The following is a 15,908-nucleotide window of genomic DNA, read 5'->3' as shown; positions in this document are numbered from 1 at the left end:
GCCTAAACATGAGCGCGAACACATTACCTGAAGAGAAGCCTGTTATTACCTTTCAGATCATCACGGATACGCATGTCACCGCTGACCGAAATCATGAGTACAATCTTAACTTTGAGCTGGCGCTCCGTGATATAGCTGCACATGGAAAAGGCAGCAGTGGGATTATGCATATCGGTGATGTCACAAACCATGGTTTTTCTGCTGAATATAAAGAAATGCTTCGTATCATTAATCAACATAAGGCTGACTTGCCCGACATTACTTTCACTTTAGGTAATCATGATGTAGGCCTCGGGATTTGGAAGTCTCGCTTAGGGATGTATACGTCACAGACTGGAATGTCTGGACCCTATCATGATCACTGGATTAATGGCTATCATTTTATTTTTCTAGGTACAGAAAAAGGATTGCCTAAATTCTGTCATCTTTCCTCTAAGCAGCTTGATTGGCTGGAGCATAAGCTTGGGGAGCAAGCTTCACCGGATCAGCCTATCTTTCTTTTCCTGCATCAACCGCTTAAAGATACAGTAGCTGGATCGTTAGAATCACAAGATTGGTATGGTGTCACTCAAGATAAGGAATTAAAAGAGATTCTTTCGAGACACCCCCAGACCTTGTTATTCACTGGTCACACCCATTGGGAGCTAGAGGTAGACAACACTATGCACCCTGGCCATGGAGAGATGGCAACGATGTTTAATGCTGCTTCTGTCGCCTACCTTTGGACAAACGAAGATAAGCATAAGACAGGCAGCCAAGGCTTCTATGTGGAAGTATATAGAGATAAAGTGCTTGTCCGGGGCAGAGACTTTAAGACAGGAACCTGGATTGAAGCTGCACAATATGAGGTTGCTTATACAGCAGTAAACGTATAATGAAACTCCCCGCAGCAAGCTGCGGGGAGTTTCATTCTGTGAATTACACGCAGAAGGATTAGCCGTACCGCCACGCTCTGTGTTATTCATCCCATGCTTCTAACAGCTTTGGAATGCCTTCTACAAGAAGCTTGTGGTATACCTCGGAAATATCTTCAATATCATCCGTATTCGCCACACCCAGCAGCGTCTGCATAACGATCCCGTCAATAGCTCCAATCAGCAATGAGGAAATGGCTTTATTGTATTTCCCGGGTTGTTTTTCGTACAAGCGTTGCAACAGCTCGTCGGTATGACCAATCCATTTCTTATACTTAACTTTCAATTGATTGGAGATTTCCTCATTCCCTAGTATCGCTTCCTGGGCAAGATAGAACTGCATTCGATTGTCATCTATTTTGTTAAAACGATCTTTCACATTCTCGCTGATTTGCTCAATAACTTCCCCGCGGCTATACTTCCCTTGCTGTACCTCCTCGGCAATTCTCGTAGATACGGATAGACTGCGATCCATCGCATCATAAAGAATCTCTTCTTTACTATTGTAATGATGATACAACGCCCCCGTGCTAAGCCCGGCTTCATCGGCAATTCTCCGCATAGTCGTACCCGCAATACCCATTCGATAGATAACACGATTCGTCGCCTCAATAATATGTAATTTTTTATCCTCAGACATAAACTCCCCGCCCAACTAAATCGCTTGTTGCGAATTATTTTTATATGAAAAGAGTACTGAATCTACTTTGTTTTTTGTGTGTTAATTAGCACAGACAGAACCAATTAATTCCTAATACAATAAAACCGAACAGTTGTTATGTTTATGAATTAACCAAGCTTTGTAGGGTTGAAGCTCAGTATCGGCAACAATTGATTACGCTTTCACAAAAAAAGGAGGTTTATCATGGATATTCCTGCATGGCAGTACGGCGTTAGTATGATCGGCTACATAGTTCTGCTTCTTATTGTTGTCAGTATCATGCGCAAGCATTATAAGTTTGCCCACTGGTTCTGGATTGCTTCTTTACTAACCTTTCCCTTATGGCTTATGGGCGGTGTCGAAGGCTGGTTTCGGTGGGCAAAGATTTTAAGTGTAATTCTTCCTACGATATTTGTTGGATTCATTCGTATTGCTAACTACGAGAAACGAAAAGGACCGTTCTGGAATGGGTTACAGAAGGATTGGGTATTGTGGTTCGTATATGGCGTTCTATTCCTTAATATCATGGAAGCGACCATTAAAGACTTTACGATGGGGAATACGTTCAATGCGCTTACCGGCCTCCTATTATGTATAACCATCCCTTTTGCGCCAAAATATTGGAAGATTTCTACAGAATCACACGGCGATCTCATTGCATATACGACAATCGGCTGGAACTTCCTCTATACAACTTGGAATGCAGCCTTCGTCTATGCCGAGAGTCCGAAGTTCTTTGCAAGCTCGCTATGCATTCTTCTCGCAGCCGAGCTCTATCCCATCATCAAACGCCGCCCAGAACTCTACATCATTGCGCGGGTCTATACATTAGCGGCACATCTACTTCTACGTGCCTGCTTCGTTAGCCTGTTCCCGACACTAATGGATGCTTCATCGTGGTACAATGCAGACGTCATGAACTATTGGGGAATCATCAACTTTATTATGATTGTTCCGTTTGTATTCTGGCATATGTGGCAGCTGCACACCGGCAAAGCAGAAATCAGCTTCCGGCGTGGCCGGATTGAAGTGAACTAACCAAGAACGCCCTTATCCTTTCCATGAGGAAAAGGTAAGGGCGTTCTTTCTTTATTTCTTCTCTGCTCGGAGAGGCTATCGTTGAATCGGCTCGATCCGGTAGCTTGCGTTAGCGCTGGCATCGTCTTCCACACCGGCTCCAGCGTGAATCTGCCAGCCGAATGACAGCACAGATTCCAGCCGGTTCTTCTCGGCTGTCGTCAATACTATTTCTATGGCTTCTCTACCCTCTTCAAGCTCCAACTCTGCCTCTTTACCAAGAACAACCCATATCCAGCTACGAATACCACGAATCGTGTTGTACTTGATCTGATAGCCTGTCTTCACCGCTTGCTCGAACAATTCTGGCTGCTCCGCTTGTAAAGTGGTCAACTGCTTATAATCAAATTCGTATTCACTCTCATCAACGGGCAAATCGCCCTCCGCCACTTTACGAAGAATATCCTCATTGGACCAGCCCAAAGCGCGAAGTGATTCTACCAGTAAAGCATCCCACTGGGATAACTTTACCCGGTTCAAACTGTCTGACATCCTGATTCCCCCCATACCTGTATATAGATTCTACTTATTCCGTGAAATCATAAGCAACATAATGACCCGGACTAACTTCCTGCAATGTAGAGGTCTCAGCCCTGCCGTACTCTGCCGAATATCCATCTAAAATAATTCTCTGATTAGCCCGCTTAGGGTCCGTTTCCAAAATCGAAGATAGCAGCGCCTTCGTATAAGGATGAATAGGGTTCTCGTATAGTTCGTCACTTTCGGCTACCTCTACGAGACGACCGCCATACATCACGCCAATCCGGTCCGAAATATGCCGTACCATCGACAGATCGTGCGCAACAAAGAGGTAGGTCAACCCAAATTCCGACTGCAAATCCTCCAGCATATTCACTACCTGAGCCTGAACAGATACATCCAGCGCTGAGATTGGTTCATCGCACACTACGAATTCAGGTTTCACAGATAATGCTCGAGCGATCGAAATCCGTTGGCGTTGCCCCCCACTGAATTCATGAGGAAAGCGATAAAGATGCTCTCTTTTTAAACCCACCTTATCCAGCAGTGCCGCAACAGCCTCTATACGCTCGTCGCCTTCGTGGATCCCGTGGATTTTCATAGGCTCACTGATCAGATCAAGTACATTCAGGCTTGGATTCAACGAGGAATATGGATCTTGAAAGATCGATTGAATCCGTCTGCGAAAAGGCTTAAGCTGCTTCTCTCCAAGCTTGCTCAGCGGCTGCCCGTCAAAAGACACTTCACCATCTGTATAGTCATACAATCGCAGCAAGCAGCGTCCAACCGTGGACTTGCCGCTCCCCGACTCTCCGACCAGTCCAAAGGTCTCCCCCTGACGAATCTGAAAGCTTACGCCATCTACCGCCTTAAGCACTGATGTATTACGTCCCCATATATCCTTGCCTTTGGAGAAATGTTTCTTCAGATTATTTACGTCCACTAGAATCTTATTATCACTCAACAGAACCGCTCCCTTCAACACCAGCTACGGCTGGAGTCTCCTGCACACCGTCTGCCAACCAGCACATCGAACGATGGCCAGGTGATAATTCGATGACTGGAGGACGTTCGCTGCAACGGGCAAAAGCATTAGGGCAACGTTCCATAAATGGACAGCCCGAAGGAGGATCTAGCAAATCCGGAGGTGTGCCTTCGATAGGGACAAGGCGTTCCCGCGACTTGCCGTCACGTTTTGGAATCGAGCGAAGCAGACCTTTCGTGTAAGGATGCTGTGGGCGATAAAAGATATCCTCTACCGCGCCCTCCTCCATCACAAGTCCACCATACATTACGATAACCCGTGTACATACCTGTGCGACCACACCCAAGTCATGGGTAATGAGCGCTACAGCTGTACTGGTATTATTTTTCAAATCTTTAAAAAGATCGAGAATTTGTGCTTGTATTGTTACATCGAGCGCAGTTGTCGGCTCATCCGCAATCAATAGCTCTGGCTTACAGGAAAGAGCCATGGCGATCATGACCCGCTGGCGCATCCCGCCGCTGAATTCATGCGGATATTGCTGCAGCCGCTGTTCAGGATTATTAATACCAACCTGACGCAAGATGCTTGCTGCCTCTTTAAGCGCTTCTTGCTTATTTAAACCCCGATGCCGACGGATGACTTCCGTAAGCTGCTGGCCGATTTTTTTTACAGGATTAAGAGAGGTCATGGGGTCCTGAAACACCATTGCTATACGATTGCCGCGTAGCTTTCTCCACTCTTTTTCCGAAAGGTTCGATAAATTCTCACCACGAAAATTAATATTTCCACCGATAATTTTACCCGGAGGTGTAATTAACGACATAATCGCCTTGGCAGTTACACTCTTCCCACTACCAGATTCTCCGACGATTCCTACCGTCTCACCAGCATCTATATGAAAGCTAACGCCGCGAACTGCTTGATTCTCTCCGTCCCTTGTATGGAACGAAACCTTCAAATCCTCGACAGACAATAGCCGTTCCGTCATGATGTCTTCACACTCCTATCTTCGGATCAGCTTCGGTTCAAAGCCTACCCGCAAAATATCACCCAAAACATTAAAGCTCAGTACCGTTAATAGTATCAATAATCCAGGGAATAAAGCCAGATATGGCGCTTGAGCGATATATCCCTGCGCATTGTTAAGCATACTGCCCCAAGTCGCATTCGGAGGCTGTACCCCGAACCCGAGGAAACTTAGGGACGACTCCATCATTATCGCCGAAGCGATATTATTCGTCGCACCTACAATGACAACAGGCACTAGCCCCGGAAGAATATGACGCCAAATAATTCCGAAATTGCTCTGTCCGGAGGCTTTTGCATAGAGTACATATTCGCGTTCCTTAATCGTCATCGTCTCTGCCCGAATGACACGGGCGATATTCATCCACATTAATAGAGCAATAATAATGATGATATTCCCAACACTCGGCTTCAGAAATACGCTAAGCAGCAGCAGAACTAAGAAAGAAGGAATGGACAGCACTACATCAAGCATCCGCATGAGAAGATTATCAACCCATCCGCCAAAGAATCCACTGATTACGCCTACCGTCACACCTATACCTGTAGCAATGATCATTGAAGCAAAGCCAACTAGCAGTGATACCCGGCCACCATACAATGCGCGGGCAAAATAATCCCGGCCATAGTCATCCGTCCCGAACCAGTGATCGGCTCCCGGCGATTTCAGACGTGCCAGAACATCCATCGCATTCGGATCATGTCCAGATAAAAAAGCAAATATAGAGCCCAGTGAGAAGATGATTAAAGTAATGAGGGCTGCGACGCCCAATTTATTCGTAAATAGCTCATCTCCAACACTTTTCCATTTACTGCGATTCATGAGGTCACCTCGTTAATTTAATTCGTGGGTCCACGAAGCTATATAGAATATCCGCGACCAGATTACCGATGATCAGCATTAAAGAGGAGAATAGAGTAATTCCCATAATCACGGGGTAATCCATCCCTTTAACTGCAGTCATCCCCAAAGAGCCAATACCTGGCCATGAAAATACTGTTTCTGTAACAATTGCGCCTGCCACCAGATCACCCATAGACATCCCGAGCAATGTAATTACAGGAAGCAACACATGCTTCATTACATGACGGAACAGAATCGTTGTCTTGTTAGATCCAAAAGCATATTGAATCTGCACGTACTCTTCTTTTAGCTGTCCAATGGTACTAGAGCGAATGTATCGCACATAACCAGCCAAGAATCCAAAAGCAAGCACGGTGCAAGGCAGGATACCATGCTTGAATACATCAAACGCCGATTCCACACCAATCGTTCGCATCCCCATAATAGGAAGCAGATGCAGCTTAATCGCGAATAAGTACATTAGTAAGATGGCAAGCCAAAACAAAGGCACGGATATTCCGACATAGGATAAGAAATTAATCAGCTTATCTACCCAGCGGTTCCGGTTTGCTCCAGCAATAAGACCGAGTGGAATCGCCAGCAAAACAGCGAGACCGATCGCAGAACCCATCAAACCTGCCGTTGCAGGAAGGCGTTCTAGAATTTGATCCAATACTGGCTGATGATTCACTAGGGAATAACCGAAATTCCCCTGTAATATTTCTTTAATCCAGATTAAATATTGAATGTAGGCTGGCTTATCCAGCCCAAGGTTATGCCGGATGCGCTCAATATCATCTGCGTGCATATTCGGCGTAACGAAGGATAATACCGGATCCCCCGGAGCCAGCTTAATCATCGCAAAGCACACAACCGAAACAAAAAACAACATCGGCAGGGTTTGCAGTAATCTTCGGACGATAAGTTGTCTCATACGTTTATTCTCCCAGTTCTGTATCGGTAAAAAAGTAAGCTGGATAACCCAGCTTACTTTTTCCCGTTTTTATTTAAGGTAGATTTTCGATAAATCTTCAAAAATAACGACAGGCTTCAAGACTGCTTCTTCTAGACCGCCGTAGTTCTTGGAGACAGCTACAATAGTCTTAGTATTAGCAATTGGATAAATCGGTGCATCGTCAGCAATGATCTCTTGGATCTTCTTATAGATCTCACCACGTTTAGTCACATCTGCTTCTCCTGCACCTTCATTGAACAACTTATCGACTTCAGCATTATTATAATGCGAGTAGTTAGAGTCAGCAGTAGAAGTATACAAAATTCTGTAAGCATCAGGATCGTAACCCATAATATAACCTGCAATCGCAAGTTCAAAATCTGTTGAATTCATATCGCTGAACTTCTGACCATATGCCGAGGCATCCATATTTTGCAGTTCAACTTCAGCGCCAATGGCCTTTAGCTTTTGCTGCACGTATAGTGAAATGGCTTCCTGAGCTTTATTACCGCTCGATACAATCAATCTCAATTTCAGATCGCTAACCCCTGCCGATTGCAGAAGCTCTTTCGCTTTTTCCACATCATTATCGAAAGAAGGTACGTCATTAGTATAGAACAATGCATCCGGAGTCAAGAATGACTTCGCCGGGTCAGCATACTCGCTAGAGGAATAAGCAGCCTGAATGATTTCATCACGGCTTAGTGCTAGAGACAAGGCTTGACGAACTTCTTTTTTAGCAAGAGCACCTCTATCGCTGTTCGCGTTGAACAACAGGTACGACAATCGGCCTTCACTATAAGGAAGAATTTCGAAATTGTTCGAAGCTTCAATCGTTCCAACATCCTGTGGATCTAGATATTTAATGTTGATCTCACCACTCTGAAGTGCGAGATTCGCAGCATTCGTATCTTTAGCAATCCGGTACGTTACAGAATCAAGATGTGGCTTGCCGCCGAAGTAGTTATCAAATCTTTCTAATGTAACATATTCGCCCGCTTTATATTCCTTAAATTTAAATGGTCCAGATCCAACAGGATTAGCATTCTTGGTGCTTTTCTCTAGATCCGTCTCATTCTCAAAAATATGCTTTGGAATTGGAAATACTTGCACTAGTGTAGCTTCAAAAGCTGGGCTGACCTGCGGAAGCTTGAACTCTACGGTCAGATCATCCACCTTAACGGCCTTAACGGGTTTATCACCGATGAATAAGTTCGCTCTCAACATGCTGTTTTGCTTCTCATCGAGGATACTATCAATCGTGAACACGACATCGTCAGCAGTAAGCTTTTCTCCGTCATGCCATGTCAGTCCGCTTTTCAGCTTCAACGTATAAGTCAGGTTATCTTCTGAAAGGGTCAGGCTGTCTGCCAAGTAGAAGGTCTTCTTACCATCATTTACTTGGAACAGTGGAGCAAATAGCGCTTGGTCAATCGTAAGACTGACACGGTCACCCGCGTAGTTCGGATTTAGAATAACAGGATCAGCAGCGACTCCAATAATCAAGTTGCCTCCATCTTTTATCTCAGTGCTTGCTGTCGTTCCATCATTAGTAGCAGGTGTCTGATTTGTATTTGTAGAAGTGGCGGTGTTCCCTCCGGAGCACGCACTAATCAAAAATGTTAACAAAATCAAAGTAATAACTCCAGATAATCCTTTACGCATAAGTTTCTCCCCCGTATTCTATGTTCTGCGTTGCTTGTGTTTTTTTATATTGTATATCGGAATACTAGGAATTACAATGGATAGCATTTCACATTAATGTAATATTGAGGGAATCGATTGATGGTTTATCCATAGCGCTCATCCTTTGCTGTTCATATTGTCATCTAATTATTCGGTTATTGTACAGCAGATCGTTACGAATTAATACATCTAATACTCATTTACTTTACAGAACTTTGAAAAATAAGGATTATTGCCGCTCTCCTGTAAATATATTGAGAACATAAGGATCATCCAAGGAAAGAGGGGCGTTCCCCAAGGAGGCGGCAATGACGGAAAACAAGGTTCGCGTATTGATTGGCAGTCCAATCCACCAGAAGCCTATGGTTTTAAAAGAATTTCTGAATTCCCTGCTTCGTCTGAATATTGCCGATATTGAGCTGGATTACCATCTAGTTGATGATAATGATGATGAGGAGTCAAGTCGGCTGCTCCAGGAATTCCAAAGCATGGGTGATCATATTTATCTTCAGAGCTCCGGCTTTCACGATGCGTATATTCGCAATGATACTACCCACTTTTGGAATACCAACTTAGTCTGGAAAGTAGCCAATTTTAAGAATCTCATGATCAACCGCGCCCAAACCTTGAACTATGATTATTTATTCCTTATTGACTCTGATCTCATTCTCCATCCCGATACCCTCAGACATCTAATAGGTACGAACAAGGATATTATTTCAGAGGTATTCTGGACGCAGTGGCAGCCCGAGACTATGTTTCAGCCGCAGGTATGGATGCACGACGAATACAATCAGTGGGAGCTACTGCCCGGTGAAAAACTGCAACCAGAGGAGATTAATCGCAGATTTCATGAATTCATAGCAAAGATGCGGATTCCCGGAATCTATGAGGTGGGCGGACTCGGGGCTTGTACATTGATTAGTCAGCATGCGATAAAAGCTGGAGTTAGCTATAATCAAATTCGCAACATTTCATACTGGGGAGAAGACCGTCATTTCTGCATTCGTGCCGCAGCCCTTGGTATTCCCTTGTTCGTCGATACCCATTATCCGGCGCTACACTTGTATAGAGACAGTGATTTGAGTAAAGTAGAGGATTTCATCAAAGAAACTACGGAGACCAAAGCTGAAGCCACTGATACTGAGAACAGTTCATCTACGGACGAAGTACCTGCATCAGTAATGCCGACACCCACCACAGACAACCCAGACAACGAAAGCTCCAAGGAGACAGTCCCCCCAGCCAGAAAGCGGCCCAAGCTAACCCTCACCATGGTTGTGAAAAATGAAAGTGGACGCTTTCTGCGACAGGTTCTGGAAGAGCATCGCAAATACATCGACGAGGCCGTCATTATTGATGATGGCAGCACCGATAATTCAGCAGCTATCTGCCTGGAGGTGCTTGAAGGCATTCCCGTTCATCTCGTGCACAATACCATATCCAAATTCAGCAATGAAATTGAGCTGCGAAAGCAGCAATGGGAAGAGGTTCTGAAGACGAAGCCCGAGTGGATTCTGAGTCTGGACGCAGACGAAATCTTTGAAGCGAGCTTCGCGGCAAATATCGAACCCCTGCTGTACGCTGACGAGGTCGATTTATTCTGTTTCCGTCTCTATGATTTATGGAACGACACCCATTACAGAGAAGATATTTACTGGCGCTCTCATTTGAATTACCGTCCGTTTTTGCTTCGTTATAAAGAAGACTTCAACTATGTATGGAATGAATCTCCACAGCATTGTGGGCGATTCCCGGAGAATGTCTTCGAGCTTCCCCACCAGCTAAGCAACTTGCGACTCAAGCATCTAGGCTGGTCGAAGGCAGAATTCCGCTTAGAAAAATATCTGCGTTACATGCTCCTTGATCCCGATGGCCAATACGGCTGGAAGGAGCAATACCTGTCCATTCTGGATGAACACCCTCATTTAATACCTTGGGTGGAATGAGTGTAATCATAAAAAGGACGTTCACAAAACCTTAATGGCTTTGTGGACGCCTTTTATTTTTACATAGTACGATTCGTTTTGCTAACTTCTTCTTATTCAGTACGCTGTGGTTCATCGAGATCTGGTTTCATAATGCTCACCGTCAGGCCGCCGCCGAATTCGTCTACTTGAATCACCGTACCTTCTGTGGCTTCACCAGCAATGATCGCACGTGCCACACGGGTCTCCAGACTTCGCTGGATGAAGCGTTTCAGCGGTCTCGCCCCATACACTGGATCAAAACCTTCCTTAGCGATAAAACGTACCGCGGGCTCAGTTAACTCAAGACCAATCTCCCGGTCAGCAAGACGCAAACGTAATCCGTCCACCAGTTTGTCCACGATTTTTTCGATCTCACCCAGGGTCAACGGCTTGAACATCACAATATCGTCAACCCGGTTCAGGAACTCTGGACGAAAATGACCAGTTAGTTCCTTCATTACGCTATCCTTGGCAGCCTCCGTAAGCTGACCCTTCTCATCGGTGCCTTGAATCAGATGTGGTGAACCGATATTTGAGGTCATGATAATGATCGTGTTCTTGAAGTCGACCATCCGGCCCTGCGAATCGGTCAGACGTCCATCATCAAGCAGCTGCAGTAGAATATTAAATACATCGGGATGCGCCTTCTCCACTTCATCGAGCAGCACTACTGTGTAAGGCTGACGCCGTACAGCTTCTGTAAGTTGGCCGCCCTCCTCATATCCAACGTATCCCGGAGGTGCACCGACTAGGCGAGAAACACTGTGCTTCTCCATATACTCCGACATATCGATACGGATCATGCCATCTTCGCGATCAAAGAGAGAGACCGCGAGCGATTTGGCCAGCTCCGTCTTCCCTACCCCAGTCGGACCGAGGAACAGGAAGGAACCGATCGGCCGATTCGGATCTTTGATCCCGGCTCTTGCCCGAAGCACGGCATCGGCCACCAAGCTGACAGCTTCATCTTGGCCCACAACTCGTTCATGCAGCGTTTCTTCCAGACGCAGCAGCTTATCCCGTTCGCCTTCAACCAGTCGGCTAACCGGCACACCCGTCCAACGTGACACAATATCTGCGATCTCCTCCTCGGTTACAGCTTCACGCAATAATCTTGTATCCTGATCCTGCTGTGCCGCTTCTTCCGCTGCCTTCAATTGACGCTCCAGATCAGGAATGATGCCATAGCTCAATTCGGCTGATTTATTAAGATCGTATTCCTCCTGTGCATCGACCAGATCCTTGCGGGCTTGCTCCAGCCGTTTTTTGAGGTCGCGGATGCCTTGAATCGCTGACTTTTCCTTCTCCCAACGCGCCGTCATCCCAAGCTGCTTCTCCTTGAGATCGGCGAGTTCACGTTGTAAGATCTCCAGACGGCGTTTGCTGGCGTCATCGGTTTCTTTTTTGAGCGCTGCTTCTTCAATCTCCATCTGCATCAGACGGCGGGTCACTTCATCCATCTCACCCGGCATGGAATCAATCTCTGTACGGATCATGGCACAAGCTTCATCTACTAAGTCGATCGCTTTATCCGGCAAAAAACGGTCCGTAATGTAGCGGTTAGACAGAACGCCTGCAGCGACGAGGGCGCTGTCATGGATTTTGACTCCATGATGGACTTCGAACCGTTCCTTCAGACCGCGTAGAATGGAGATCGTATCCTCTACATCCGGCTCGCTGACCAGTACCTGTTGGAAACGGCGCTCCAGCGCAGGGTCCTTCTCTATATACTTGCGGTATTCATCGAGCGTTGTGGCACCGATACAGTGCAGTTCGCCGCGAGCCAGCATCGGCTTCAGCATATTGCCCGCATCCATCGAGCCTTCAGTTTTCCCTGCACCTACAATCGTGTGCAGCTCATCAATAAAAAGAATAATACGGCCGTTACTTTCACGAACTTCCCTCAGTACCGCCTGCAGGCGTTCCTCGAATTCACCTCGGAACTTCGCGCCTGCTACAAGGGAACTCATATCCAGCGAGAAAATCGTCTTGTCCTTCAGCCCCTCCGGTACGTCTTTGCGTACAATCCGGTGAGCCAAGCCTTCCACAATCGCTGTTTTACCTACACCTGGCTCTCCGATCAGCACAGGGTTATTCTTCGTTTTACGGGACAGAATTCGGATCACACGACGTATCTCAGCGTCACGTCCGATGACTGGATCGATCTTACCCGCGCGAACCTCTGCTACAAGATCACGTCCGTATTTCTCCAGCACCTCATAAGTAGCCTCCGGCTCCCGACTCGTTACACGCTGATGCCCACGAATCTCAGCAAGTATAGACATCAGCTTCTCGCGTGTTAATCCACGACTGACAAAAAGATCACGCAGCTCACGATTATCCCTGCTCGAATCCGACACCATGGCCAGCACGGCATGCTCCACCGAAACAAACTCGTCTTGCATCTTCGCCGCTTCTTTCTCCGCCTGTTCCAGCAGATGAATCAGCGATTGCGAGGCATAACGCCGTACTGTGCTTGCCCCTGATCCGCTTATGCTCGGCTTGCGCCCAAGCAGTTCATCCGTGCTGCGCAGCAGCTCAGCTATGGGGACGTTCATCTTTTGCAGCAATCTTGGCAGCAAGCCTTCTTGCTGCTGGAGTAACGCTTTTAAAAGATGGAGATTATCGATCTCCTGATGTCCGCTTTCTGAAGCCAGCGACTGCGCCGCAGCCACTGCTTCCTGCAGCTTTTGAGTAAGTTTATTGAAATCCATAGCTCTCTCACCTTTCTATTTAGGACTGATATATAGGATCGGCCGTTTTGGCCGGGATAGATTAATTTAGCGGGATTAATACCGCTGAATTGGGCGGATGGGCCGTATTTGGCGTTATCTGCGGGATTAATACCGTACATTTCGGGTGATCAGCCACATTTGGCGTAATCTACGGGATTAATACCGCACATTTGGACGGATGAGCCGCATTTGGCGCTATCTACGGGATTAATACCGTACATTTGGACGGATGAGCCACATTTGGCGCTATCTACGGGATTAATACCGCACATTTGGACGGATGAGCCGCATTTGGCGCTATCTACGGGATTAATACCGTACATTTGGACGGATGAGCCACATTTGGCGCTATCTACGGGATTAATACCGTACATTTGGACGGATGAGCCGCATTTGGTGCTATCTGCGGGATTAATACCGTTCATTTGGACGGATGAGCCGCATTTGGCGCTATCTGCGGGATTAATACCGTACATTTCGAGTGATCAGCCAAATTCGGCCCATTCTGGGGTATTTTTACCCCTCTTTTCACTCATCGAGCCCAATACGACTCATTCTGGGGCATTTTTACCCCTCTTTTCGCTCATCGAGCCCAATACGACTCATTCTGGGGCATTTTTACCCCTCTTTTCGCTCATCGAGCCGAAATCGGCGCATTCTGGGGTACTTTTACCCCTCTTTTCGCTCATCGAGCCGAAATCGGCGCATTCTGGGGTATTTTTACCCCTCTTTTCGCTCATCGAGCCGAAATCGGCACCTTTAGAACACTTTTACCCTTCCTTTTCCCGACACTTCTCACAGTTCTCTACTATAGTTAGTTTCTAATTAAGTTACTTTTCTACTACTAGCACTCTATTCACCATATTCACCAGCCAAAATCGATCACGAACATACAAAGTTACCTCTACCTACCTATTAATTACCCACTTTTGCCTTCGGGCGCTGCGCACTAGCGCTTTGACGTTTAGCTCTAGCCTCGAAATGGCTGGATTCAGCCAGTTTACGGTACAAATTCTTCTCCGCTTCGCTGGTTGGCTCAGGGACAACAATCTCAATACCAAATAAAATATCACCGTTCGCACCATTCTCACGCTTCAAACCTTTGCCTGGGATGCGCAGCGTTTTACCACTTTGAATTCCTGCAGGAATCTTCAATTTCACAGCACCGCCACCCGGTAATGGAACCTTCACCTCACCACCCAATACCGCTTGCCATGGAGCAACTTCAACTACACCGTATAAATCGCCAGCTTGAAGCTCGTATATATCATGAGGAAGAATATGAAGTGCCAGCAGTATATCGCCACCCTGAGCTATGCCACTCTGAGTGGTTCCTGCGATTTTTAAAATCGTGCCTTCACTAGATCCCGGCGGAACTTGAACGTCCACAGTTTTATCACCGATCTGCACTCTTACAGTTGCTCCCTTATAGGCCTGCTCCAACGTAATATCCAGCTGCGCCTGCGTCGTACTGCGCGCCTCACCCCATGGATTGCCGTTCGCACGCCCACTACTACTACTAGAAAAGAAATCAAAGCCAGCGCGATCCGCCGATCCCCGATTCCCAAAAAACATTCCGAACAAATCTTCCTCCGAAATGCCAGAACCTCCTGCAGAATAAGTCCCACCGTTCCAGCTTCCACCATAGTTTGAATCCCACGAAGAGGCTCCGCTCGACGCACCTCCACCAGCTCTACCACGCTGAGCCCCATAAAGCAGCTCCTCATCGTAAAGCTTGCGTTTCTCCTCATTGCCCAGCACTTCATAGGCTTCAGCCGCTTCTTTGAATTTCGCCTCTGCCTCAGAAGCTTTGTTGACATCGGGATGCCACTTCTTGGCCAGCTTTTGATAAGCCTTTTTAATTTCCTGTTTAGTTGCTGTTTTGCTCACGCCTAAAGCATCATAATAGCTTTTGTTAGCCATTCGGATTCCTCCTTTCAACGCTTTATTAAATACAACTCATCGTACGATTCCGAGAAAAGACGCACCATAGCCGGAATCCTCCACTACAATGCGCCTTTTATTCATAACACTATATTAAAAGCTCGCTGCCAATCTCTAAGATGCTGAGCGGAAACTATTACCGCCTAAATTATGCTTATTCAGACTGCGATGCGCTAAAATCTCCGTCTTGAATCTCAATGCGTTTCCCTTGTGGTTTTTGCTGTTTTGGAACTTCCAGCTTCAGTAATCCGTCTTTCAAAGACGCGCGAATCTCTTCCACTGCAATATCCTGAACATAGAATCTGCGAACATATTCACCATATCGACGTTCTCTACGTACAATTTGATGATCCTTGTTCTCCTCCGCATTCTCTTCCTTCCGCACCGCTTTAATCGTCAAGTAAGGGCTGGCATAATCAATGTCGATTTCTTCTTTTTTAAAGCCAGGAAGTTCAGCTTCAATCAGGTAAGCCTGCTCACTCTCGCGAATATCCGTTCTGAAGGACATCGTCGAGCTCTTGATCGGTACAAAAAAATCATCATTAAAAACATCATTCAAAGACTTAGCCAGCATACCAAAAGCATCATCTCTACGTTTACCAAAAGGAACCAAATCAAACATTATCCA

At 46.3% G+C, this 15,908-nt stretch carries 14 protein-coding genes; 3 read left to right on the top strand and 11 right to left on the bottom strand.

Going from position 1 to position 15,908, the window contains the following annotated elements:
- Positions 1–8 precede the first annotated feature (8 nt).
- Positions 9–875, top strand: a complete 867-nt coding sequence (locus MHI27_RS01460; protein WP_042184182.1) for a metallophosphoesterase — start codon at positions 9–11, stop codon at positions 873–875.
- A gap of 82 nt (positions 876–957) precedes the next feature.
- Here the strand turns inward: MHI27_RS01460 and MHI27_RS01455 are convergent, their stop codons facing one another.
- Complete coding sequence (locus MHI27_RS01455; protein ID WP_405175423.1) at positions 958–1,554, bottom strand: TetR/AcrR family transcriptional regulator; 597 nt, start codon at positions 1,552–1,554, stop codon at positions 958–960.
- A gap of 225 nt (positions 1,555–1,779) precedes the next feature.
- Here MHI27_RS01455 and MHI27_RS01450 point away from each other — a divergent pair, with 225 nt between their 5' ends.
- The gene (locus tag MHI27_RS01450) at positions 1,780–2,613 is read left to right on the top strand and encodes a hypothetical protein (RefSeq protein ID WP_042184178.1); all 834 of its coding nucleotides are present in this window, start codon (positions 1,780–1,782) and stop codon (positions 2,611–2,613) included.
- A 75-nt stretch (positions 2,614–2,688) separates the two neighbouring features.
- Here the strand turns inward: MHI27_RS01450 and MHI27_RS01445 are convergent, their stop codons facing one another.
- From MHI27_RS01445 to MHI27_RS01420, 6 genes are all read right to left on the bottom strand, one after another.
- Positions 2,689–3,144: a hypothetical protein gene (locus tag MHI27_RS01445; protein ID WP_405175422.1), complete on the bottom strand. Its 456-nt coding sequence runs from the start codon at positions 3,142–3,144 to the stop codon at positions 2,689–2,691.
- 34 nt (positions 3,145–3,178) lie between these two features.
- Positions 3,179–4,099: an ABC transporter ATP-binding protein gene (locus tag MHI27_RS01440; protein ID WP_143759515.1), complete on the bottom strand. Its 921-nt coding sequence runs from the start codon at positions 4,097–4,099 to the stop codon at positions 3,179–3,181.
- A complete protein-coding gene (locus MHI27_RS01435; protein ID WP_405175421.1) occupies positions 4,089–5,108 on the bottom strand; it encodes an ABC transporter ATP-binding protein in 1,020 nt (339 codons plus the stop codon). Before MHI27_RS01435 ends, MHI27_RS01440 begins: the two co-directional genes overlap by 11 nt.
- A gap of 15 nt (positions 5,109–5,123) precedes the next feature.
- On the bottom strand, positions 5,124–5,969 hold the full coding sequence (locus MHI27_RS01430) for an ABC transporter permease (protein WP_042184173.1): 846 nt from the start codon (positions 5,967–5,969) through the stop codon (positions 5,124–5,126).
- 4 nt (positions 5,970–5,973) lie between these two features.
- On the bottom strand, positions 5,974–6,924 hold the full coding sequence (locus tag MHI27_RS01425; RefSeq protein WP_042123467.1) for an ABC transporter permease: 951 nt from the start codon (positions 6,922–6,924) through the stop codon (positions 5,974–5,976).
- 69 nt (positions 6,925–6,993) lie between these two features.
- On the bottom strand, positions 6,994–8,610 hold the full coding sequence (locus tag MHI27_RS01420) for an ABC transporter substrate-binding protein (RefSeq protein WP_405175420.1): 1,617 nt from the start codon (positions 8,608–8,610) through the stop codon (positions 6,994–6,996).
- A 329-nt stretch (positions 8,611–8,939) separates the two neighbouring features.
- Between MHI27_RS01420 and MHI27_RS01415 the strand changes: the two genes are divergently transcribed.
- Positions 8,940–10,580, top strand: coding sequence for a glycosyltransferase family 2 protein (locus MHI27_RS01415; protein WP_405175419.1), 1,641 nt, complete (start codon positions 8,940–8,942; stop codon positions 10,578–10,580).
- Positions 10,581–10,672: 92 nt separating this feature from the next.
- Here the strand turns inward: MHI27_RS01415 and clpB are convergent, their stop codons facing one another.
- From clpB to MHI27_RS01395, 4 genes are all read right to left on the bottom strand, one after another.
- Positions 10,673–13,315, bottom strand: a complete 2,643-nt coding sequence (gene clpB, locus MHI27_RS01410; RefSeq protein ID WP_405175418.1) for an ATP-dependent chaperone ClpB — start codon at positions 13,313–13,315, stop codon at positions 10,673–10,675.
- 149 nt (positions 13,316–13,464) lie between these two features.
- Positions 13,465–13,812, bottom strand: a complete 348-nt coding sequence (locus MHI27_RS01405) for a hypothetical protein (protein WP_405175417.1) — start codon at positions 13,810–13,812, stop codon at positions 13,465–13,467.
- A 439-nt stretch (positions 13,813–14,251) separates the two neighbouring features.
- Positions 14,252–15,259 (bottom strand): DnaJ C-terminal domain-containing protein, encoded by a 1,008-nt coding sequence (locus MHI27_RS01400; protein WP_405175416.1) that lies wholly within the window; start codon positions 15,257–15,259, stop codon positions 14,252–14,254.
- Between the two features lie 175 nt (positions 15,260–15,434).
- On the bottom strand, positions 15,435–15,902 hold the full coding sequence (locus tag MHI27_RS01395; protein ID WP_405175415.1) for an Hsp20/alpha crystallin family protein: 468 nt from the start codon (positions 15,900–15,902) through the stop codon (positions 15,435–15,437).
- Between the last annotated feature and the right edge of the window lie 6 nt (positions 15,903–15,908).

This window comes from Paenibacillus sp. FSL H8-0261, assembly GCF_045040645.1.
Lineage (GTDB): Bacteria > Bacillota > Bacilli > Paenibacillales > Paenibacillaceae > Paenibacillus_AQ.
Note: the sequence above shows the minus strand (reverse complement) of the source record. Positions and strands in the feature narration are given on the sequence as shown.